Here is a 24,496-nt window from a genome sequence, read left to right on the forward strand (position 1 = left end):
GATACTACTCATCAATCGTTACTCATTGCTCATTAATCACTGTTCATTAATAGCTGCGATGCTAACAACTGAGGTTCGCATAGTTTGGGTATTTTTTGAGTCAAACAACCGAATAAAAAAATGGCAGCCTAATTGGGCTGCCATTTTTTGTTTAAGGTTAAAGCTATTTGCTCGATACCTGAAGCGGCGGGAACTGCGCTATTGGGCGACTTCGTCCACTAAGTACAAGATGGATTGATACGGAATGCCACTGTGGTGTGATAAACCGATTTCACAGGTTCGGCTGTTACTGAATCCGCGAGTACAATTGTTCGGTACTTGTTCTTTCAGTGGGTGTACTGCAGCCTCATTCAGCTCTGGCGTAGTAAAGCCTTTGTCACCCGCCCAACCACAACATTGAATATGTTCAGGAACAATCACTTCTTCGGTGCACGCTTTAGCAAGGTTCAACATCGCGCTCTCTAAGCCCATGCGACGAGAGCTACAAGTCACATGCAGCATCACGGTTTCTTGTATAGGTTTAATCGTTAAGTGCTCAAGTAGGTATTGGTTCACAAACCCTGTCGGTTCTAGCACTTGTAGTGGTTTAGTAAACTGCTCAATACTGCGTTTAGCACATGGGCTGGTATCCATTAAAATAGGGTACTCGCCTTGATTACTGGCTTGCCATAGTGTGTCTTCTAATTGCTGAGATTTAGATTGAGCAAGCTCTGCCATACCCTTGCTGTCATAGGGCATTCCGCAACACTGGTCGTCTAACTTGTTCGGTAGAATAACCTCGAAACCTGCTTTTTCTAACAACGATAAAGTCACTTCTGTCAAAGGACGCTGATCTTGCGCGTCCACTTGTTGCCCCATAGTACGGCTGGCGCATGAAGGTAGGTAAACCACTTTTTTGACCGACGAGTTGAGCTTTTTCTGTTCATTGTTGTTTAATGAAGAAGCAGCCTGTTCTAACGAATGTGAATTTGCCTGTGGCATTTCAGGCATCCAAACTGGGGTTGCCCCTTTAGTCACTGAGCGCAAGCCATTGGTTAATTTTCCAACCGTTTTTGCTCCCAGCGCTTTACTGGCTAGTTGGTTGGTTTTCAACCCCGCTTTTGTCAGCTTGGTCGTGGTGGCGAAGTGTTCGGCTGTCCATTTTGCAATGGGAGTAAACTTCTCGTACTTAGCGGTACGCAGCTTTTTCATTAAGTCACCTGTGTTGATCCCAACTGGGCAGCGCTCAGCGCATAACCCTGTTGCAGCACAGGTATCGATGCCTTGATATTCAAATGTTTTTTCTAGTTCAGATGCTTCTATGTCTTCTCCGGCTGCTCGCCTTTTCTGTAACTCACGGTAGAGCACAATACGCTGGCGCGGAGAAAGAGTTAACGTTCTGGATGGGCAAACTGGTTCACAAAACCCGCACTCAATACAGCGATCAACCAAGTCATCAGCGGCTGGCATGGGTTTTAAATCTTGAAGGTGCGATTTTGGGTTGTCATTAATGATGACGCCCGGATTAATGAGGTTTTGAGGATCAAAGAGTGCTTTGATTTTCTGCATTAAAGCATAGCCATCTTTTCCCCATTCCATCTCAACGTACGGTGCCATATTACGGCCGGTACCGTGCTCTGCTTTTAATGAACCTTGATATTTGACGGCAACTAATTCGGCGACGTCATCCATAAAGCCGCCGTAGCGGTCAATCTCGGTTTGGCTGTCAAAGCCTTGGGTGAAGACAAAGTGTAAGTTCCCTTCTAACGCATGACCAAAAATGATGGCTTCGTTGTAATCGTACTTATTGAATAGCTCTTGCAGCTCCCGAATACCGTTTGCCAAGTTTTCGACAGGAAAGGCAACGTCTTCAATAATAACCGTCGTGCCCACTTCTCTTACTGCACCAACCGCTGGGAACATACCTTTACGAATTCCCCATAGGGTGGCAACGGTTTGAGCATTAGAAGTGAAAGGAACGGACTCAAGAATGGTGTAATCCGCTAAAGAATCCATAATTGATTTACATTGTAAATCTAAGTCTGGCTGGGAGCTGGCGTGAGATTCCACTAAGATTGCTGCGGCTTCTAAATCTAAGTACGGCATGAATTCAGGCATGCCGGGTTTATTGGCGACGGATCTCAGTGCGCGTCCATCCATCAGTTCCACAGCAGCAACGGGCGTTTTGGATAAAACGGTGACCGCTTGGCTCGCTTGTTCAATATCTGCAAACACTAGCAGGGATGATGCTTTATTCGAATGTTCGACGACGGTGTTGTAAGTGACTTCTGCAATAAAGCCCAACGTGCCTTCCGAGCCGACCATGAGGTGTTCGATAATTTCAATCGGGTCGTGGTAATCAACCAAGGCATTAATGGCATATCCAGTGGTGTTTTTAAGGCGATACTTATGGCGAATACGTTCAGTAAGGGCTTGGTTGCTGGTGGTTTGATGATGAAGGTCTTGTATGCCAGAAATAAAGGTGTGATGAGACTGTTTAAACGCTTCAATACTTTGTGTGTCTGATGTGTCAAGCAAGGTACCGTCGTTGAAGACGACTTTCATACTGTCGATGGTTCGGTACGAGTTTTGCGCGGTACCGCAGCACATGCCACTGGCGTTATTGGCTGCTATACCTCCAATCTTACACGTATTGATAGAGGCTGGATCAGGACCTATTTTTCTTTGAAAAGGGGCAAGATAGCGGTTTGCATCTGCGCCAATGACTCCCGGCTGAAGAACGATTTTGTTACCGTTATCGAGGATTTGATGCCCGCGCCAGTCATCGGTTAGCGTGATTAATACGGAGTCTGAAACCGCTTGACCAGATAAGCTTGTGCCTGCGGCGCGAAAGGTGAAGTGGATGCTTAACTCTTGGCAGGTTTTGATCGTGTAGATAACCTCATCGATATTTTTGAGGCGGAGGACAATTTTAGGAACCAGTCGGTAGAAGCTGGCGTCAGTGCCGTAGGCGAGCCGTTTTGCTTCTTGGGTGATAATGCGCTCAGGGTCTATTAATTCAGCAAGCTTTGCTTCTAATTGGTGATAAATTGGTTGCTGATCAGCTGGTTCTAGCTGTTGGGATTCAACGTTCGCCATTTTTGCTTCCTTGTGCTTAATGTGCACTGATTTTTCATTTTTATTATTTATTCCAGTGCTTAGACGGTGTCACAACGTAAGAGCAAATGCTGTGACACCGATTAGAATTTAATCTAAGTAGACTAAAGGCTTATAGGTGATTATTTAAGATTTACTAGTGAATCTTGAGATAGGTCATGAATGGTATTTGCGCCAGTTAAGGTCATCGCTACACGCATTTCTTTGTCGTATAAATCGAGCAAATTCTCTACGCCAGCTTGACCTTGAGCCGCCAGCGCGTAAACAAATGAGCGACCAAGTAAGGTGCAATCTGCGCCCATTGCCATCATTCTTACCACATCTAGCCCAGTACGAATGCCGGAATCGACTAAGATTTTTGTATCGCCTTTTACCGCATCAGCAATCGCTGGCAGTGCTTTTGCACTAGAAAGAACACCGTCTAATTGGCGACCACCGTGGTTTGAAACTACGATGCCGTCCGCACCGAATCGAACGGCGTCTTTTGCATCTTCTTCATCGAGAATGCCTTTGATGACCATAGGACCATCCCAAAAATCACGGATCCACTCTAGGTCTTTCCAAGAAATAGAAGGGTCGAAGTTATCACCTAGCCAACCGATGTAGTCTTCCAGTTTGGTTGGAGATCCGCGGTACGTCGAGATATTGCCAAGATCGTGTGGCTTACCGAGTAGACCAACATCAACGGCCCAACTCGGGTGACGCATCGATTGAAATATTCGGCGCACTGCTGCATTAGGACCACTCATACCAGAGTGAATGTCACGATAACGGGCGCCTGGAACTGGCATATCAACAGTGAAAACCAGCGTCGTCACACCTGCGGCTTTTGCGCGTTCTAGGACATTTTTCATGAAGCCGCGGTCTTTCAAGACGTACAATTGGAACCACATTGGGCGTTCAATGGCAGGGGCCACCTCTTCAATTGGGCAAACAGACACGGTAGACATTGTAAAAGGGATGCCTTTATTCGCCGCGGCTTTAGCTGCTTGAACTTCACCACGTCTTGCGTACATGCCTGTTAATCCCACAGGTGCTAGCGCAATCGGCATTGCCAGCTTTTCACCGAATAATTCGGTTTCTAAGTTAAGATCTGACATATCGTTAAGCACACGTTGCTTTAGTGCTATTTCCGCAAGATCTTCAGTGTTGCGGCGTAAAGTATGCTCACCGTATGAGCCACCATCAATGTAGTGAAAAAGAAAAGGAGGAAGTTTCGATTTCGCTGCTGCTCGGTAATCAGTCGATGCGGAAATAATCATGATGTCAGTCCTAAATTTGGGTACTTACCTGTTCGAAAGTCTGGCGATAACCATGTTGATTCCGCCAAGTTCGATAAATAATGTCTCGTAAAATAAAGTGGCGTTAATACCCGCTTGCGTCAGTTACCTACTTGCTTGTGGAGAGACGTTGAAGAAACGTCAGTTCAAACCTGTCGGTAACTTCTGCAATATGTCGGGGTAGTTGGGCATTAACGCCAAGTTTGTTGTGTTAATTGGCTCTAGATTTACTTCATCAATGCATCTGTCATGTTGAAGCCGTAGATAACGACGAGTCCGACAATGCCAGTCATCACTAAGTAGTAGAACGTTGGGATGACTGTTTTACGCAATGTTGCTCCTTCACGCCCAAGCAAGCCAACGGTCGCCGATGCTGCTACAACGTTGTGAATGGCAATCATGTTACCTGCCGCTGCGCCTACTGCTTGTAGAGCAACGACGACAGCACTTGAGATGGTAAGAGTTTGAGCAACTTCGAATTGGAATTGGCTGAACATCATGTTCGACACTGTATTAGAACCCGCAATGAATGCACCTAAAGCACCTACTGTTGCACTTAATGCTGGGAATGCACCACCAACTAAGTCGGCCGCAAAGTTCGCTGTGGTAACCGGCATACTTGCTAAATCAGCGCCGTTCACACCAGAGTTAATGAAGATACGAACCATTGGGATAGTGAAGACTAGAACAAAGCCAGCTCCAATTAGTGTTTTACTTGATTCACCGAACGCTTTGGCTAGTGGTGCTGCGCTGCGTGATTGCATTAGCACCGCGACAAGTGCTACGAATACTAAGATGCCACCAGGTAGATATAGAGGCTGAATTGCGGTGCTTACACCCGTTTCGCCAAGGATGTTACTGAACGATAGACTAATGCTCTTTAGTAGCCCTTTGAATTCAGGGCTCACTCGGCTTGCAACAAGTGTTACAGCAAGTAGCACATATGGCGCCCATGCCATAGCCATGCTCATTGGCTTGTCAGATTTAGATTCGTTAAGGTCGATCTTTAGTGAACCTAACCATTCTGCTGGCCATTTGTCTTCGCTTTCAAAATCCCATTTAGATTTCGGAACTAAGAAGCCTTTTCTTGCAGCCGTGACCACAATAGATAGACCAATTAAGCCACCAATCAGAGAAGGGAACTCAGGTCCTAGGAAAACACCCGTTAGCGCGTAAGGAATAGTGAATGCAAGACCTGCAAATAGAGCGAATGGCAGAATATCTAACCCTTCAGTCCAGCTCTTATTTTTACCAAAGAAGCGAGTCAGCATCATTGCCATAAGTACTGGAATCATAGTGCCCACACCAGCGTGAATTAATGCAACGCTTGAAGTGATTTGCTGCAGGTAAGCTTCCCATGTAGACCCGTTGGCAATCAGTGCTTCACCAATGTTATGAGTGTCTAACCCTTTGTTTACGCCAACAATAATTGGCGTGCCCACCGCACCAAATGATACTGGTGTTGATTGGATCATCATGCCCATCAATACAGCTGCTAAAGCTGGAAAGCCAATAGCGACAAGTAATGGAGCGGCAATAGCGGCTGGAGTACCAAACCCTGATGCCCCTTCAATGAAAGAGCCGAAACACCAAGCAATGATGATGGCTTGAACGCGGCGGTCAGCGGAAATATCCGTAAACCCGTTGCGAATAGTAGTGATGGCTCCAGTGTGTTTTAAAGTGTTTAATAAAAAGATAGCGCCAAACACAATCCAGAGAACCGATACTGTAATGCCAAAGCCTTGGAATATTGAAGCAAGTACACGTGTACCTGACATATCCCAAACCGTGAGAGCAATCCCTACAGTTAGGGCAAAAGCAACAGGCATGGCTTTTTTAGCCGGCCAATTTAAACCAACCAATAGGATGGCAGCGATAACTATCGGCGAAAAGGCCAATAATGCTAGTAGAGTTTCACTCATGGGTACTTCCTCGTACATGGATTCAAACAATCAGGTTTGAAGTTAACAACACGTTATTAGTTCTTATTTTGTGACCGTAATTTCTTAAAGCATTGCTGTAGGGGCTTTAAAAAATTGCTGGTTCTATAACAACTGGTTTGTAAGAGCCGTTGTAATTACTGACTTTATAATCGCTAAATTTGTAATAGTTATAGGGTTAATCGTTGTGATTGAAGTGACCTCAATCGTTATGGTTGTAATTAATTTGTTAATTTGGCGTGAATTTACCCCTTTATTTTTTATTGATATAGGGAAATAATGAAAATAATTAATTCCAAAATTGGCATAATCAGATGCGAGCAGATGATTTAATCCTGTTTTCACAGGTAGTAGAACTGGGTTCATTCAGTAAGGTTGCTGAGCAAAATAACCTTACAAATTCGGTAGTTAGTAAAAGAATAGCTCGATTGGAAGAAGAGATCGGCGTGCAATTATTATATCGAACGACGCGCAAATTAACGCTGACTGAGGCAGGCAAGGCGATCTTGCACGGAGCCAAAAATGTGAAGCAGGCGGCTCAAGAGGCTATGGACGCAGTTTCAGGCTTTGGTGAGAATGTCAGCGGTCATATCAAAATGTCAGTGCCTTCCATTTCAGGGGATTTGATCCTTGCTGATGCGGTTGCTGAGTTTTGTAATATGCACCCAGGTTTAACGGTAGACATGTCACTCGACAACCGTTTTGTTGACTTGGTCGAAGATGGCTTCGATTTAGTGATTAGAACGGGGTATTTGGAAGATTCGAGTTTAATCGCTCGGCATATCTTGGATTCGCAGTGGGTCGTTTGTGCTTCGCCGTCATATATCGCAAAAAACAGCAAACCGATGCACCCTCAAGATTTAGTGGCGCATAATTGCTTGCAGTATGCTTACCAAACGACCGGTGCAAGTGAATGGCAATTTCTTCATGACAAAGATAGAAACAGTGAGAATGATAAATACATTGTTCGCGTATCTGGTTCTTTCTCTACGGACAATGCTACGGCCCTTAGAAAAGCAGCACTTGGGGGGCATGGCGTCGCTTATGTTCCACGGTGCTTGGTGTATCACGATATTCGTAATGGGCAGCTCGTTGATATTTTTCCTGAGTTGGTCGGTAAAAAATTGGGTATTTACGCGGTTTACCCATTTACTCGCCAACCACCGAACAAGATTAAGTTGCTTATTGAGCATATTCGCACCCGATATTTAACGATTTCCCATTACTTTTGATTCAGGGAATTGGCTCAATAAACAAGAAGAATAATGTGTGAAATTATTGACAGATCGCATGATTACACTTTGTCGCATTTTAATACTTGATTGCTGGTGCAGTAACCGAGACCATATATTGAGAATTACTATCATTTAAAATTAGGGATGATGATGTCAAATCCAACAAAAGAACCTGCTTCAAAGCAGTTTACGTCAACAGAAGCAACTTCAAGCTCTCATGTGTATCCAAACACCGAAAAGCGAGTTGTTAGTGACGTCTACTTTGGGCAAACCATTGATGACCCATACCGCTGGCTAGAAGACGATACCAGCGAAGAAACAGCGGAGTGGGTGGATAAACAAAATGCCGTTACTTTTGATTATCTCGACACCATTCCTTACCGCGATGAATTAAGGGCGCGTATTGCGCACGCTCAAGATTATAAAAAGAGCTCTCAGCCTTTTGTTCGTGGTGAATATACTTACTACTATAAAAATGATGGTTTACAAAATCACAGTGTTTTATATCGCGTAAAAGAAGGTAAAGGGCAGGCTGAAGAAGTCTTTCTTGACCCTAACACTTTCTCTGAAGACGGCACTACATCACTAGGGTCAGTTTCCTTCTCAAAAGATCACAGCTTAGTGGCGTATACCATCTCTGAAGGCGGTAGTGATTGGCGTAAAATCTTTGTTATCAATTCTGAAACCAAAGAACAGCTTGAACCTGAAATTGTTGATGCCAAATTTACCGATGTGTCTTGGCTTGGCAGTAAAGGCTTTTATTATTCAAGTTACGACAAGCCAGATGGCAGCCAACTTTCTGCGCGTACAGACCAGCATAAGCTGTATTACCATGAATTGGGCACGAGCCAAGATAAAGATAAGGTGATTTTCGGTAATGCTGAAGGTGAACAGCACCGCTATGTCACAGGTTATACAACGGACGATGATGATTATTTGATCATCTTAGGTCAGGAGTCGACATCAGGAAACCGACTGTTTTACATCGATCTGACATCAGCGTCGACACTAGAAGAAGCTCAACCGTTTGAAACACTGATCGACCATGTTGATAGCGACACGTATGTGATAGATAACCAAGGTGATACCTTCATTCTATACACGAATCTCGATGCGCCTAATGGCAAAGTCGCGAGTTTCAATACTCGCACTAAGCAATGGCAAGATATCATCTCTGAAAAGCCGCAGCCTCTAGAAATCAGTACCGGAGGTGGGTATTTATTTGCTCATTATATGGTTGATGTTGTGTCTAAAATTCAGCAGTTTGATTATCAAGGTCAGCTGATTCGAGATATTCAGCTTCCAGGTGAAGGCACAGCGAGTGGTTTAAGAGGCAAGAAAGAACATAAGCAGTTGTATTACACATTCACCAACTACGTGACTCCTCCTACTATTTTATCATTCGATGTTGACGCTGGTGAGTCTAACGTTTATCAAAAGTCAGAAGCCCCTTTTGACGCTGATCTATATGAATCTAAGCAGGTCTTTTATACATCTAAAGACGGCACAAAAGTCCCTGTGATTATCTCTTATAGAAAAGGTATCTCACTTGATGGTAGCAACCCAACTATTTTGTATGGTTACGGTGGTTTCAATGTGAGTTTAACGCCTTCTTTTTCAGGCACGGTCGCAAGCTGGCTAGAGCTTGGAGGAGTCTTTGCTGTGCCTAACCTGCGTGGTGGTGGCGAATATGGTAAAGATTGGCACAAAGGCGGTACGCAACAGCAAAAGCAGAATGTATTTGATGATTTTATTGCTGCGGCTGAGTTTCTAATTGAACAGGGCTACACCAGCTCAGAAACCCTTGCTATTCGAGGTGGTTCAAATGGTGGTTTGCTTGTCGGTGCTTGCATGACTCAGCGACCTGATTTGTTTAAAGTGGCGTTACCTGCGGTTGGTGTACTTGATATGCTGCGTTACCACACTTTTACGTCTGGTGAAGGTTGGGCGTATGACTTTGGAACTTCAGATCAAAGCCAAGATATGTTTGAGTATCTATTAGGTTACTCGCCGGTTCACAATGTGGAGAGTGTGTCATACCCAGCAACGCTAGTGACGACCGCCGACCATGATGATCGCGTAGTACCTGCTCACTCATACAAGTTTATCTCTGAGCTTCAAGATAAGCATCAAGGCGAATCTCCAGTGATGATTCGAATTGATGTGAATGCTGGGCATGGAGCAGGCATGCCATTGAATAAAGTGATCGATCTGACTGCTGATATGTACGCATTCACTTTGTTTAATATGGGTATTCAACAACTTTAGAAAGTATTGAATGCAAGTGGCTTTACCGCCACAGCGTTTACCTATATAGCATTTATGTTAGTACGAATATTTAAAGGAAATGCCGCACTTGATGTGGCATTTTTTTTAAGTTCGACAAGTTGGGCATCTCTTATTTTGTTCAAGCTCCATTATTTCGCTTAAGTGATAGTCCTCCAGCTATGAAAGATTTCAGCATTGCGAAAATTAGTCATATTAGGTGTGTGTTTCAGTGGTGATCCCCGCTTATTTTTCGTGACTGACCCCGCCAATAGCCATGAAATGAAAGCGATTTCAAACCATCATCTTTTTTAAAATTATTTTTATCTTACTGAAAATTAAAAGATAACAATGCCTACCTAGTCTTCAGAATATTTCATGAGAATCTCATGAATGTACCAGTGTGAAGAGCCGCTTATTTTTCAATTGTTTCATTGCTTAATATTTCTCCTGTTCGAATTAAACATAAAAATAACAGGGAAAATTAAATGAAAAATTTTAAGCTTTTGCCAATAACAGTAGCAGTGGCGGCTTCGGTTGCATCTCTTTCGTCTTTTGCAGCAGACGCCGACATTGAAGCACTAGAAAAACGTATTCAAGAATTGGAATCTCGAGTGGTGGACATCGATTATACCGATGACCAACAACCAGCCGTTTTAACGCCAGACACACCAGTTACCGACGGGATCATCTTCTCGGGTTATGCTCGATACGGCGCGCACAGCTCAAGTGGCGACAATCGCTACGTTGAAGTGGGCAGTACTGGCCGTTCGCTTGGTCGTTTAGGTAATGAATCGAACGGGGGTGAGGTTCAGTTAGCTAAAATATTCCAAGCAGACAGTGGTGCTAAGTGGGACTTAGTATTTATGGTTGACGATTGGAGTAACGATGCTTGGGGATCTTCTGGTGGCATTAACCTGAAAAAAATGTACGCAGGTGTGACGAACATTTTTGAAAGCCAACCAGAGCTTTATATGTGGGGTGGTCGTGATTTCCACCAACGTCCGCAACAAGGTTTGAACGATTACTTCTGGATGACGCATGATGGACAAGGTGGTGGTTTCAATAACTTAAACCTCGGCGCAGCTAAATTTGATATGGCGATTGTCGGTCAAGTTGACTCGGAAGATGGCGCATTAGGCAATGATAATGGTCGCTACGCCGTGACTTCTAAGCTTCACTCAATCAATGCAGGTATCGGTAATTTAGATATCTACGCCAACTACGGTTTTGCGTCTGATGAAGCGAACGAAGTGGGCGAAGCAAAAGTCAGTGATGAGAATGCTTGGCAATTAGGTGCAACGCTAGGCTTGGGTGATAGTAATAAGTTAGTAGTGAAATATGCCGATGGTGCAGATGACTCGGTATTCGATTTAGCTGGAGACAAAAGCGTATTTTACGCGAGTGTGGAAGGTAATTACGCGGTCAGCAACCAATTCATTATCGACTACCTTGTTTCTTACAAAGACATTTCAGGTGATGACTACAAAGATGCTAATACAGGTCGAAACTTAGATAAAAATGAATACGCCGGTATTGTTCGTCCACAGTACCAATGGGATGACGTGCATTCAACTTGGTTAGAAGCCGGTTATGCGATGGAAGACTTTGATGATGGCGGTGAGAAAAATGGTTGGAAAGTCACGCTTTCTCAAAACGTTTCATTAGGCGGCATGCCTGGTAGCCGACCAATGCTTCGCTTCTATACTACGATTGGCGATGTTGAAACGAAAAATATGACGGAACGAAAGACTGCCGATACGCTTGCATTTGGCGCAATGTTTGAAGCTTGGTGGTAAAGATTACCCGTCAACGATTAACGGGTTAATAGGCTCGCTTATCACTTAAAGATAGTAACTGTCCATTTAAGCCCTAAAGGCAGTTTTATTAGGGCAACATTACATAGATTAACTCCCTTATGGGCACATTTATTGTGCCCATTTTTTTCGCCATTAGATCAAGGAATAACTATGAGGCTTTCTTCCATCGTGTCTCGAGTTTATTTAGGTTTTTTCACGCTGATAGTCATCATGCTTGGTAGCGCATGGTTGAGTATTAGCAGTAACAAGAACATAACCTCACACATCGAAACCATAGCTCAACAAGCCACTCCTTTAATGTTCCAATCATCCACTCTTACGATTCGGTTCTTGGACATAAATCGCAGTACTACTCCCTATTTATCCGCCAACTACATTGATGAACTGGAACCACTAAAACAAACCGTTTTGACTAGTATCGAACAATATAAACAGCAGTTAGATTGGTTTGATGGCAAGGCTGAATCGGGCTCGCCACTTGAACTTCTGCTCTCAAATATTAATGACACTGGTGCCGCTACGATCGGTAGTATTGAGCAGCTGTTAGAAGGTTACGTTACTTATCTGGATAGCAAAGATCTCGGCTTGATGAGGCAAACTCAATTTCAGTCTGTAGTGGGGCAGCTAAATAACACTTTGGTTAATCAACTGGCGAGTGCGAATTCAGCGCAAACACAAAAAGCGGTAGAAGCATTGCTGGTGCAATTAAGTTTGATAGCGGCTGAATCTAATGAGGCTTTCTCATTGCAAACCTCTTCGGAAGTTCGTGGGGTTGAGCGCCGCCTGCAAAGTCGAAAACAGCGATTCGAACAGGCTGTATCAGACTTAGACCGTTTGGACTCGTCTGCGCTGCGCCGCAGTAAGCAGTCTTTGTTACTGCTCGCTTCTCATGCTTTTTCAGAGAAAGGTTCAGTGTCTATACACAAGGAAACAGTCAAGTTAGATGAGTCCATTACGCAGCAAAGGTTGGAAATTGAGCAGTTGATTGATCTCCAGTTGAACCATTTTGATGAGTTATCCATTTACGCAGAAGACACAGCGACACGCCTGTATCACGAGTCGATGGGCTCTTCACTGCGAGCCCTTATGATGCAAACCATTATTGCTGTAGGCTCTGTTTTTCTTGCTCTGCTGATAGGGCTGAATATTGCCAAAGGGATTCGCAAACCAAGCAAGTTGTTGCAAAGTGCTTTAGAACAAGTTGCCAACAAAGATTTGAGCGTGATGGTTCAGTATCGAGCCCACAATGAATTCGGCTTGGTGAGCGATAAAGTGAACTTGGTGATCAGTCACCTGACTCAAATCATTGAGAGCATGCGTCAGTCGTCATCGCGTCTGAAAGAAGCCTCTCTTGAGAACCAAAGCACCAGTCGCTCACTGAGTGAGGCGATGCAGGATCAAACCAATCAAACGGTTATGGTGGCAACGGCGATGGAGCAGATCGAGTGCTCTGTGACGGAGATAACCCAAGCCGCGAATCAAACCTTAACCTTGGTGACCGAAGCCGTGTTGAGTTCTAACCATGGACAAAAGACGGTGGATAAAAGTGTCGAGTTGATGAGCAATCTAGAAGGTAAATTGGCGAAATCAACGGCGACCATCGGTCAGCTTGAAAGCGAAAGCGCCAGCATTGGTTCGATACTGGATGTAATATCTGGGATCTCTGAGCAAACCAATTTACTGGCATTGAATGCAGCAATAGAAGCGGCGCGAGCGGGTGAGCAAGGGCGTGGTTTCTCTGTGGTTGCCGATGAAGTTCGCGTGCTAGCGGCAAAAACTAATGCTTCTACGCAAGAAATACACAACAAGATAGAGCAGCTGCAAACCAGCTCTAAACTGGCGGTGGAGCAAATTAATCAATGCGTGATGGGGATGGTTCAATGCGTTGGGCAAACAGGTGAAGTTAATCACTCGATATCGATGGTGTCTGATCTTCTCAACGAAGTAGAGCAAAGAAGTCATCAAATCGCGACTGCAACTACTGAGCACCAAGTGGTTGCTTCTCAAGTTACTCAAAACATCAGCCAGATACACACGTTGGCAGAAGATAACTCTCAACGATCTCAGGTATTGTTCTCTCATGGTCTGCAGCTTGAAACCATGTCACAGCAGCAATTTTCGTTAACTCAAGAATTCAAACTAGCGAAACCATCCTAAATAAGATTTTGGATACCATTTAGGTCTTTCTGATGTTTCCACGCCCAGCCTTTTAGCTGGGCGTTTCTATTTCTATTTCTATTTTCATTCTTGATACAAGTATTTGAACTAAAAGTGCTATGAAACGTTCCCATACAGTTTCGCATGAACGCTGAAACATTAAGGTCAATATAGACCCGTATATTACTTTCTGTTGTAGGTTGATTACTTAATAGCGCTTCTAACTTAGTGGACTTTAAGTGTGTTTGGCAAGGCAGAGATGACGGGTAACCGAGTGCTATTTTGATTAGGCGAACCATAATTTCATGAAACAGTTTCATGGCGCGGAATTAATTTGTAAGCGCTTTCAACATTTACCAATCTAGCCATTTCACCCCGAGTTTAGTGTGATGGTACTCACTCAAACTAGTACTCACTTCGTCAATAATCTTTATGAAAGCGGTTACAAGCTAATGAAGTATCGAGGTTCGAGTGGCGACAATAAAGCACGTATCAGAGCATGCTGGTGTATCTCAGGCGACAGTTTCCAGAGTGATTAATGGAACGAGCCGAGTCAGTCATGACAAGAAACTAAAAGTTGAAAAAGCGATTAAAGAGTTGGGTTATCGCCCTAACTCTATTGCTCAAGCTTTAGCGTCTAGTCGTAGTGGCAGCATTGGGATTGTTGTACCTGAACTTGGTGGTTCTTTCTATTCGGGGATTTTGCATAGTTTAGAAGAGAACCTCCGCCGCTTTGGTTATCACGCTGTGGTAACTGCTGGTTCAAATACAGAACAAGGACAACGTGAGTCTGTGGAGTTTCTATTAGGGCGCCGAGTGGACGCTTTGATTCTTCATACGCAGTTGCTGAGTGATGATTACTTAATTGAGCTGGAAGAACAGGGGACCCCTGTGGTTTTAATTAACCGCTTTATTCCAGAAATGGCAATGAGCTGCATAGATATTGATAACGAGGTCGGGGGACAACTTGCTACTCAATATTTACTGCGACAGGGGCACACAAGAATCGCATGTATTACCGGACCTTTAGATAAAGCAGATGCTCGGGGGCGTTTGCAAGGTTATCGAAAGGCTTTGGAAGAGGCGAATGTGCCCTACGATGAAGCATTGGTTTCAGAGGCTGGGTTCACGGAGCAAACCGGTGTTAGTGCCATGAAGAAATTGATTAACCGTAAATGCCGATTTACTGCAGTGTTTGCATCAAACGATCACATGGCATTTGGCGCATTTGAAGTACTGCATGAAGAAGGGCTTTCTGTACCAGAGGATGTTTCTCTTGTGGGCTTTGATAACACCATATTCGCGCGATACCTAACCCCTAGTTTGACCACCATTAATTTTCCAATAGAAGAGATGAGCATTGAAGCGGTTCAGCTGACTTTGCAAAAACTCAACAAGATTAAACGTGATGTGAATTTTAAATTGTTGCCGACTTTGGTTGCTAGAAACTCGGTTACGAATTTACTAGATACCCTATAAAAAATATTAAGGATAGAACATGAAACTTAAGACCTTAGCGCTTTCTTGCGCAGTCGCTTTAGGACTTGCTGCAACAGCAAACGCTGCTGATAAAGAAATTCGTTTTGACGGCTTTCCAGATTTCGATAGCAGTCTGAAAGTATTACTGCCTGATTTTGAAAAGGAAACGGGAATCAAAGTCGACTACCTAATGAATAACCACGGTGATCACCACACAAAACTGACCACAAACTTAGCAACTGGCTCTGGTGCTGGTGATGTGATTGTTGTGGATGTAGAAAAAATCGGTCCATTCGTGGGTTCTGGCGGTCTAGTTAACCTTTCTGAAAACTACGGCGCAGATAAATACGAAGAACGGTTTGCACCGTATGCGTGGGCACAAGGTAAAGGTGCTGACGGCGATATGTACGGCATCCCTGTCGACCTAGGTCCAGGTGTTATGTACTACCGTACTGACGTATTCGAAAAAGCAGGCATTGATGTCAATGAAGCAATCAAAGATTGGGATTCATACATTGCTGCTGGTGAAAAACTGAAAGAGCAAAACGTACAGCTTATTGCTTCAGCGGCAGACGTAGCACAAGCGATTATCTTCACAACCGTTCCTGAAGGTGAAGGTCTTTATTTCGATAAAGATGGTGACCCAGTCGTGACATCAGAGCGTTTTGTTCACGCTTTTGAAGTCGCGAAAGAAATCCGCGATAAAGGCTTAGATGGTCGTATTTTGGCTTGGTCTAACGAATGGTACGAAGGCTTCCGTAACGGCACATTTGCAACTCAACTTTCTGGCGCTTGGCTGCTGGGACACCTAAACAACTGGATTGCACCTGAAACCAAAGGTAAGTGGGCAGTAGAAAACCTACCTGATGGCATCTATGGCAGTTGGGGCGGTTCATTCCTTTCAATTCCAACTCAATCAGACAACCCAGATGAAGCTTGGGCGCTGATTGAATACATGACGACTAACCGTGACGTTCAACTTAAGCACTTCGAAACGATTGCGGCTTTCCCGGCGAATGTCACTACGTATGACGATGCGTTATTCCAAGAAAAAATGGAGTTCCTAGGTGGACAAAAAGCTCGTCTAATCTTTGCTGAAGTCGCTCAAAATATTAAACCAGTCGCTCCAGCACAAGGTGACCATGTTGCACGTTCTATTATTTTAGAGAACGCATTGATGGAAGTGCTTGATGAAGGCAAAGACATCAAGACTGCGCTTAAAGAGGCTGAGCGTCTAATCAAGCGTCGTACTCGTAATCTTTAATTAGTTATTTTTTAAGTAAGTGAGGAAGCGTGGATAACGCGCTTCCTTTTCTAAGAGGTCGTTACTATGAATCATACAGCGAGCACAACGATAGAACCTTCGGAGCAAAGCCTTTTTTCTCGCCTGAATTTGAAAGCGCTTACACCGTATGGATTCCTTCTGCCGTTTCTGATCATTTTTTCTGTATTTGGGATCTTCCCGCTGTTGTTCTCTGTTTACCTGTCGTTCCATGAGTGGAACCCGGTAAGAGGCATGGATGCGATGGAGTTCGTGGGTTTTGAGAACTATCACATCGCTTTAACGGACCCATGGTTATGGCGTTCATTAAAAAACACGCTTTGGCTAGCCATCACGTCAGGTGTGGCTCAGCACTTAGTCGCTATACCAGTAGCTTACATGTTGGTTTCTATGGGTGACCGCATGCGTCACTGGCTAACATCGGCGTACTTTCTACCGTTCATTACATCAACGGTCGCAGCGTCACTGATTTTCTTCAATATGTACTCTCCTAACTCTGGAATTATTAACCAAACGCTGATGGCTCTCGCCGATAGCACGCTGTTTGGTTGGGCATTCGCTTGGGTTAACGATTTCCAACCAATCCGTTGGTTAGACGATGCCACTATGGTGAAGCCGTCTATCGCAATCATGGTTTTCTGGAAATACACCGGTTTTAACATCGTCCTTTACACCACAGGTTTAATGACGATTCCTAAAGACATTTTAGAAGCTGCTCGTATGGACGGTGCGAATGCCTTCCGCCGTTTCTGGAACATTTCACTACCAATGATTCGTCCGTTCATCTTCTTTGCTATCACGATGACCATCATCGGTAACTTGCAGATGTTTGAAGAACCGTTCGTTCTAACGCGTGGTACAGGTGGTACGGGTCAATCTGGTTTAACTATCTCTATGTACCTCTACAAAGTGGGTTGGGAATGGCTAGAAATGGGCACAGCGTCAGCGATTTCATGGCTTCTGTTTGCACTCATTGCAACGTGTACCTTGGTTCAATTTTTATTCTTCGGTAAGAAAGGCTTAGGGGAACATTAAGATGTCGACATCAATTAAGACAAATACCTCACCACTAAGTGGTTTGATGCCCAGCGAACGCAGCATGTACATTCTGACTAAAATCTTGATGGTCATGTTAGGCATTTTACTGGTGGTTTCTGCAATCATTACGGTGTTTCCGTTTGTATGGTCAGCTCTGCTTTCAACACGTGATCGTTCGGAAATCTTCGGCTCTGGCATCAGCTTTGCGATTGGCGATAGCCTAATGGTGAACTACGCAAAACTGCTGGAAATCATGCCGTTTTGGAAAGCGATGTTTAACTCGATTTACGTGGCGTTCTTAGGCACCACCATCTCGCTGCTGTTTTGTAGCATGGGTGGTTACGCGTTTGCTGTGTTTAAGTTCCGCGGTAAGAATGTGTTGTTCGGCATGCTGGTTGGCTCAATGGCGATTCCGCCGGTGCTTAGCTTGATCCCTTACTTCATGATCGTGAAATTCTTAGGCTTGCTGGATAACCACATGGCGGTATGGCTACCGTTCACCACCACGCCATTTGGTATCTTTTTGATGCGTCAGCACGTGATTGCATCGATTCCAAAAGAGCTACTTGAAGCAGCGAAATTGGATGGTGCTGGCGAGTTCAGAACATACTGGAGCGTGGTATTGCCACTGATGAAGCCTGCATTAGCAACTTTGGCTATCGTTCAATTTGTTTTCTTCTGGAACATGTTTATGCAGCCTCTCGTGGTGCTAAATAACCCAGATAATTACGTGATTACACAGGCGCTACGAAGCGTTCAAGGTATTCCGAATACGCCATGGGGCGCGGTAATGCTAGGTACCACAATTTCTATTTTACCGCTCGTGATCACTTACCTGTTCGCATCGAAACAGATGATCAGTGGTTTAACGTCCGGCGCAGTCAAAGGTTAGGTTTAAGGGTTATAACAATGAATAAATATCAACTTCCAAGTGATTCAAAGTTACGCAGTAAGGAATTTGTATTCGGTGTGGCTACGTCTTCATACCAAATCGAAGGCGGCGTTGAAGAGGGCGGTCGTACACCGTCTATCTGGGACACTTTCTGTAAGACACCGGGCAAGGTCGATAACGGCGACAGTGGTGATGTGGCGTGTGACCACTACCACTTATGGCAACAAGACATCGAGATGATACAAGGTTTAGGCGTGGATGCTTACCGTCTCTCTATTGCATGGCCGCGCATCCTGCCGCAAGACGGTGTGGTGAATCAAGAAGGCTTAGAATTTTATGAGCAGATCATTAATGAGTGCCATGCTCGTGGAATGAAGGTGTATGTGACGCTTTATCACTGGGACCTGCCGCAATACCTTGAAGATAAGGGCGGTTGGCTAAATCGTGAAACGTCTTACAAATTCGCAGAATACGCAGAAGTGGTGAGTAAGTACTTTGGCGATAACATCGACGTGTACACCACGCTTAATGAACCGTTTGTGTCTGCATTTCTAGGTTACCGATGGGGCGAACACGCACCAGGTATCAAAGGCGAGAAAGAGGGCTACTTAGCGTCTCACCACTTGATGTTAGGTCATGGTTTAGCGATGCCGATTCTTCGTAAAAATGCGCCAAACGCTAAGCACGGCGTGGTATTCAACGCGACACCGGCTTACCCATTAACGCCACAAGATCAAGGTGCAGCAGACTACTGTGAAGCGGAGAACTACCACTGGTTCATCGACCCAGTATTGAAGGGTGAATACCCACAGTTAGTGGTTGAACGTCAAGCGATGAACATGCCGATGATCCTTGAAGGTGACTTAGACATCATCAGCGCACCGGTTGATTACATCGGTATCAACTACTACACACGCAATGTCGCTCGATTCAATGAGAACGGCGATATTGAATCGGTGAAACAAACTGAAGCTGAACACACTTACATTGGCTGGGAAATCAACCCACAAGGTTTAACCGATTTATTGGTAAGACTGGATGCTCGCTACGAAAATATGCCACCTATCTACATCACAGAAAATGGCGCAGCGGGCAACGACGAGCGCGTTAACGGACAAGTGATGGATGACCAACGCGTTCGTTATTTCCAAGGTCACATCGAGGCGGTTCACAACGCCGTTGAAGCGGGGGTGAAAGTCGACGGTTACTTCGCTTGGAGCCTGATGGATAACTTTGAGTGGGCATTCGGCTACTGCCAGCGTTTTGGCATTGTCCATGTTGACTACACCACCCAAGAAAGAACATTGAAACAGAGCGCAATTGCGTACCGAAATATGCTGCTAGAGCGCGCTGAGGAGAACAGATAATGGCTAAAGTAGAATTTAAGAACATCAAAAAATCATTCGGTGATGTTGAAGTCGTCAAAGAGTTTGATTTCACGGTTGAAGACGGTGAGTTCGTGGTTTTCCTTGGCCCATCTGGCTGTGGTAAATCGACAACGCTACGCATGCTTGCTGGCCTTGAAAGTATCAGCTCGGGTGACATCGTGGTTGGCGGTAAATTGATGAATAAAGTCGACGCGAAAGACCGTGACTTGGCGATGGTATTCCAAAGCTACGCTCTGTACCCACATATGACGGTGTACGAGAACATCGCCTTTGCGCTAAAACTGAAGGGCATGCCAAAAGCAGAAATCGACGTAGAAGTGCTAAAAGCGGCGAAAATGCTAGAGCTTGACCCGCTACTCAACCGTAAGCCAAAAGAGCTTTCTGGTGGTCAACGTCAGCGTGTGGCAATGGGTCGTGCAATGGTTCGTACACCTAAGGTTTTCTTGTTTGATGAGCCGTTATCTAACCTAGATGCAAAACTTCGTGGCGTGATGCGTGAAGAGATCAAACATCTACACCGCGAGCTTAAAACCACTACGATCTACGTAACCCACGATCAGATAGAAGCGATGACACTGGCGGATCGCATCGTGATCCTGAAAGACGGTTATGTTGCTCAAGTTGGTACACCAACCGAGGTGTTCCAGCGTCCTGCAAACAAGTTTGTCGCGCAATTCATTGGTAACCCGTCAATGAACATGTTGGAAGCAAAACTGATTGAAAAAGAAGGCGAATACTTCGTTGAAATTGGAGATGTTCATATCCCACTGCCTGAACGCTTTAAGTCTCTGGCGTCTAAGAACCTAGCGCTGCATTTTGGTGTTCGTCCAACAGACATTCACCTACGTGCCGAGCAAGTTGACCACGACCGCGTGCTGCCATTCCCTGTGAAAATCAAAGACAAGGAATTACTGGGCGCAAGCATTCTTCTGAAAACAGAAATTGGCGGTCAACCGCTGATGGTTGAAACCCAAGCGGCTGAAGTGGATGTAAAAGATCTGACGCTTTACTTGGATTTGGATGCTTTCCACTTGTTCGATGCTCTCAGTGAGAACTCGTTAGCGAGCTAGTCAATTACGAGCTAGTCAATTTAAGTCAGCCATTGAGCTGACACCAACCAACTTACGACAAATTGTTTTGGCTCCTCCTGATTTGGGAGGGGCTAGGGATAGTGATGATGAAATTCGGATATTTTGACGATAAAAACAAAGAATACGTAGCAACCACACCGTGTACGCCGATCAAATGGTGTAACTATGTCGGCACATTAGATTTCGGTGGCATTGTAGATAGCAACGGTGGCGTCCTGTTGTGTAAGGGCGATCCTGCACTCAACCGTATCACTAAGTACATTGCACAACTGCCAAATTCAGATTTTAAAGGCTCGACCATGTACCTCAAGGTGCGTGACGAAGCGGGCAACGTAGAGGTGTTCTCACCTTTCTACACGCCAACCTTGAAGCCGTTAGATAAGTTCGAAAACCACACCGGTTTGTCATACACAACCATCATTGCAGAAGCCTTTGGTGTGCGTTGTGAAGCGACTTTCTTCGTACCAAAAACTGACCAAGTACTGCTACAAGACATCAAAGTGACCAACATTTCAGACAAAGCACTGCACGTTGATGTGGTGCCTGTCTACGAATTTACACACTTCGATGCGCTTAAACAGCTACTCAATGCGGACTGGGTTCCACAAACCATGACGCTAAAAGCACACCAGCAAGAGTCGGGTCATACCGTGCTTGAGCAGTATGCCTTCATGAAGCGTGACTACGCGGTGAACCTGATGACAGCGGATCGCCCTGCGACGTCTTTTGATGGTGATCGCCAATCGTTCCTAGGTAATTTGGGCTACGGTACATGGGCAGCGCCAGAAGCACTGAACAATGATGAATTAGGCAACACCGAGTGTTTGCGTGGCGACAACATTGGCGCACTGAACCTGCGTCTAGGTTGGTTATCTCCAGAGCAGACTGAACGTACGATTGTACAAATCGCGCAAGAACAGAGCCTAGAAGCAGCATTGCCTCTGCTGGCTAAATATCGTGACCATCAAGTGGTCGATTCTGCTTTCGCTGAACTGGCTGAACATTGGGATGGTTACCTACAAGCAGTTCAGGTTGAAACGCCAGATCCGGCAATGAATTCAATGCTTAATGTACATAATCCACGTCAGTGTCACACCACCAAAAACTGGTCTCGTTACCTGTCTCTGTATCAGCTTGGCTATGGTGCTCGTGGCATTGGTTTCCGTGATTCTTCGCAAGATACTTTAGGCGTAATTACACACATGCCAGAAGAAGCGCGCGAGTTCATTGAGCGTCTGTTATCTGTACAAAACACCAACGGTTCTGCGATGCACCAGTTCTTCCCATCAACGATGGAAGCGAACGCCGGTGACTCTCGTGAAGAAGAAGATCGCCCTGATTACTACGGTGATGATCACCTGTGGATCATCTACGCGGTGACGCAATATGTGAAAGAAACGGGCAATGCAGACTTCTTGAATAAAGAGATCCCGTTCTATCAAAAAGACAAAGCGGGCAACCCAGTTGAAATTGGAACGGTTTGGAATCACCTGTGCCGCGCGATTGAATTTACTTACACCAATACTGGTGAGCACGGCCTACCGTTGTTAGGTTTTGCTGACTGGAATGACACGGTGAACCTGCCAACGGGTGCTGAGTCTATGATGGTGGCTAACATGTACGGCAAAGCACTGCTCGACATGTTGGACTTGTGTGAGCTGCGTGGCGAAGCGCAACTGACGGCTAAGTTTAAAGATCAGTACCAACAGATGCAGAATACGGTGAATGAATGCGGCTGGGATGGCGAATGGTTTGTTCGTTACTTTGATGAGCAGGGTTTGCCAATCGGTTCTCACAAGAACGAGCAAGGGCAGATCTACACCAACGGTCAAAGTTGGCCTGTGATCTCTGGTTTCGCGACTCAAGAACGTGCTACTCAAGCGCTAGATTCTGTTTACAACAAGCTGAATACAGCGAATGGCATTAAGCTTTCAACTCCTGGTTACAACGGCTTTGATCCGCAACTTGGCGGTGTTTCAACTTACCCACCAGGTGCTAAAGAGAACGGCGGTATCTTCCTGCATTCAAACCCTTGGGTGATGATCGCAGAAGCGAAAATGGGCAACGGTGAGCGTGCTTATGAGTACTACCGTCAAATCAACCCAGCTTCTAAGAACGACGACATCGATACCTTCGAATCTGAGCCTTACTGCTACCCACAAAACATCTTGGGTGATGAACATAAGCAATTTGGTTTAGGGCGTAATGCATGGCTTTCAGGTACTTCATCTTGGACATACGTGGCGGGTACGCAATGGATTCTGGGTGTTCGACCTGAAGTGGATGGTTTGCTGGTGGACCCATGTATTCCCGCAGAATGGCCAGAGTTTAAAGTACGTCGCCAGTTCCGTGGTGCGACTTATAACATCCATGTGACCAATCCAAATAATGTTTGTAAAGGCGTGGTTGAAATGCGTGTAAATGGGGACCTAATAACGGGTAATAAGGCACCTATATTTACTTCAGGTGAACATAGCGTTGAAGTGATTTTAGGCTAGAAATGGAAAGGGCGCTTAGTGCGCCCTTTATCCGTTGTGTCTTAGCTGCTCGAGCGACTTACTACTCGCGGTATTGAGCTTGGCATTGCCAGCTAAAAGTTTTGGTTTGTGTCGGTTCTAAAGTCAGTAACCCAATATGGTTATTGAAAGCATCCCCAGGGCAAGTCATTGGTTCTATTGCAATACTTTGCTCTGTTGTAGGGGTGTAAAGTTGAATAAATGGGTAGCTCGAATCTTGTTGGTAATGTAAACAAGCTTTCGCATCGGTGCGTGTAAGAGTGAGGTTGATTTGAGTGTTGGTCTCAAATTCAAAACAATTGTTGAGGTTCTTATCCGCCAGTGACATCCCTTTTGAAAATGCATTGAAAGTGTGTTTTTGACCATTAGGTAAATCGTCAACGTGTTCGAGTTCTAAACAGGTTGGCATGGTTAAAGTGCAGTCTTCACGTTGGGTATCTAAGTAAAAGTAAGGGTGCCAAGCATCGCCAAATGGGAAGGTTAGATTGCCTTGGTTCTGGACACTGGTGGAACACGTAAGTCGACCATTAATATCGATAGTGAAGGTTACATTCAACACAAAGGCAAATGGAAAACCCTCATGAAGTTTTTGGGTGGAATATTGCACCGTTACGCTCGCTTCTGATTCATTAGCTGATGAAGCAACAACTGAGAAAGCTTGGTTATAAAGCAACCCGTGCACGGCATGTTCAGACCATGAAAAATTAGCCGGAAGTTGATGTGTTTGATTATTGAATTGATAACGACCGTTATTTAGTCGATTTGGGAATGGAAATAATTTCGCACTACGAGAATAAAAAGGATTCTGATTAATAAGTTCATCAGAATTTTCATAGCCGCAAATAAAAGAGAATGGACTATTATTAACTATGTATTTATTAATTATCGCGCCAAATCCATTGATTATTTGTAGTTCTATACCATGTTGGGAGTTTAATATTGTGACAGCGTCAAGACTTCCAAAATTTTCATTTATAATTTTAAACATGTTGATGTCTCCATTTTTTAAAGATATTA

At 44.8% G+C, this 24,496-nt stretch carries 15 protein-coding genes; 11 read left to right on the forward strand and 4 right to left on the reverse strand.

All coding sequences use genetic code 11. The features are described from left to right. Positions 1-198 precede the first annotated feature (198 nt). The 3 genes from L4C37_RS15545 to L4C37_RS15555 all read right to left on the reverse strand — a co-directional run bounded on the left by L4C37_RS15545 (position 199) and on the right by L4C37_RS15555 (position 6,298). Positions 199-3,078, reverse strand: a complete 2,880-nt coding sequence (locus tag L4C37_RS15545) for an FAD-binding and (Fe-S)-binding domain-containing protein (protein ID WP_429769112.1) — start codon at positions 3,076-3,078, stop codon at positions 199-201. 140 nt (positions 3,079-3,218) lie between these two features. Then, complete coding sequence (gene lldD / locus L4C37_RS15550; protein ID WP_429769113.1) at positions 3,219-4,358, reverse strand: FMN-dependent L-lactate dehydrogenase LldD; 1,140 nt, start codon at positions 4,356-4,358, stop codon at positions 3,219-3,221. Positions 4,359-4,603: 245 nt separating this feature from the next. Beyond that, positions 4,604-6,298, reverse strand: coding sequence for an L-lactate permease (locus L4C37_RS15555; RefSeq protein WP_137371695.1), 1,695 nt, complete (start codon positions 6,296-6,298; stop codon positions 4,604-4,606). A 332-nt stretch (positions 6,299-6,630) separates the two neighbouring features. On the opposite strand from L4C37_RS15555, the gene L4C37_RS15560 reads away from it, so the two are divergent. From L4C37_RS15560 to L4C37_RS15610, 11 genes are all read left to right on the forward strand, one after another. Next, positions 6,631-7,548: a LysR family transcriptional regulator gene (locus L4C37_RS15560; protein ID WP_137371694.1), complete on the forward strand. Its 918-nt coding sequence runs from the start codon at positions 6,631-6,633 to the stop codon at positions 7,546-7,548. A 153-nt stretch (positions 7,549-7,701) separates the two neighbouring features. After that, the gene (locus tag L4C37_RS15565) at positions 7,702-9,819 is read left to right on the forward strand and encodes a prolyl oligopeptidase family serine peptidase (RefSeq protein WP_429769114.1); all 2,118 of its coding nucleotides are present in this window, start codon (positions 7,702-7,704) and stop codon (positions 9,817-9,819) included. A gap of 485 nt (positions 9,820-10,304) precedes the next feature. Then, the gene (locus L4C37_RS15570; protein ID WP_137371692.1) at positions 10,305-11,615 is read left to right on the forward strand and encodes a carbohydrate porin; all 1,311 of its coding nucleotides are present in this window, start codon (positions 10,305-10,307) and stop codon (positions 11,613-11,615) included. 171 nt (positions 11,616-11,786) lie between these two features. Further along, positions 11,787-13,793 (forward strand): methyl-accepting chemotaxis protein, encoded by a 2,007-nt coding sequence (locus L4C37_RS15575; protein ID WP_429769115.1) that lies wholly within the window; start codon positions 11,787-11,789, stop codon positions 13,791-13,793. 471 nt (positions 13,794-14,264) lie between these two features. After that, entirely contained in the window at positions 14,265-15,272 is a 1,008-nt protein-coding gene (locus L4C37_RS15580) for a LacI family DNA-binding transcriptional regulator (RefSeq protein WP_429769116.1), read from the forward strand. A 19-nt stretch (positions 15,273-15,291) separates the two neighbouring features. Then, positions 15,292-16,536, forward strand: coding sequence for an ABC transporter substrate-binding protein (locus tag L4C37_RS15585; protein WP_429769117.1), 1,245 nt, complete (start codon positions 15,292-15,294; stop codon positions 16,534-16,536). Positions 16,537-16,602: 66 nt separating this feature from the next. Then, on the forward strand, positions 16,603-17,589 hold the full coding sequence (locus L4C37_RS15590; RefSeq protein WP_137371688.1) for a carbohydrate ABC transporter permease: 987 nt from the start codon (positions 16,603-16,605) through the stop codon (positions 17,587-17,589). Positions 17,590-17,635: 46 nt separating this feature from the next. Further along, positions 17,636-18,484: a carbohydrate ABC transporter permease gene (locus L4C37_RS15595; RefSeq protein WP_180033665.1), complete on the forward strand. Its 849-nt coding sequence runs from the start codon at positions 17,636-17,638 to the stop codon at positions 18,482-18,484. A 17-nt stretch (positions 18,485-18,501) separates the two neighbouring features. Then, positions 18,502-19,851 (forward strand): GH1 family beta-glucosidase, encoded by a 1,350-nt coding sequence (locus tag L4C37_RS15600; RefSeq protein WP_429769118.1) that lies wholly within the window; start codon positions 18,502-18,504, stop codon positions 19,849-19,851. Next, on the forward strand, positions 19,851-20,942 hold the full coding sequence (locus L4C37_RS15605; protein WP_009846155.1) for an ABC transporter ATP-binding protein: 1,092 nt from the start codon (positions 19,851-19,853) through the stop codon (positions 20,940-20,942). Before L4C37_RS15600 ends, L4C37_RS15605 begins: the two co-directional genes overlap by 1 nt. A 104-nt stretch (positions 20,943-21,046) precedes the next feature. Continuing rightward, a complete protein-coding gene (locus L4C37_RS15610; protein ID WP_429769119.1) occupies positions 21,047-23,461 on the forward strand; it encodes a glycoside hydrolase family 94 protein in 2,415 nt (804 codons plus the stop codon). 61 nt (positions 23,462-23,522) lie between these two features. Here the strand turns inward: L4C37_RS15610 and L4C37_RS15615 are convergent, their stop codons facing one another. Then, positions 23,523-24,467, reverse strand: a complete 945-nt coding sequence (locus L4C37_RS15615) for an aldose 1-epimerase (protein ID WP_429769120.1) — start codon at positions 24,465-24,467, stop codon at positions 23,523-23,525. Positions 24,468-24,496: the final 29 nt, after the last annotated feature.

Origin of the sequence: Vibrio kagoshimensis (assembly GCF_050337535.1) — a bacterium.
In the GTDB taxonomy this organism is placed as follows: domain Bacteria; phylum Pseudomonadota; class Gammaproteobacteria; order Enterobacterales; family Vibrionaceae; genus Vibrio; species Vibrio gallaecicus.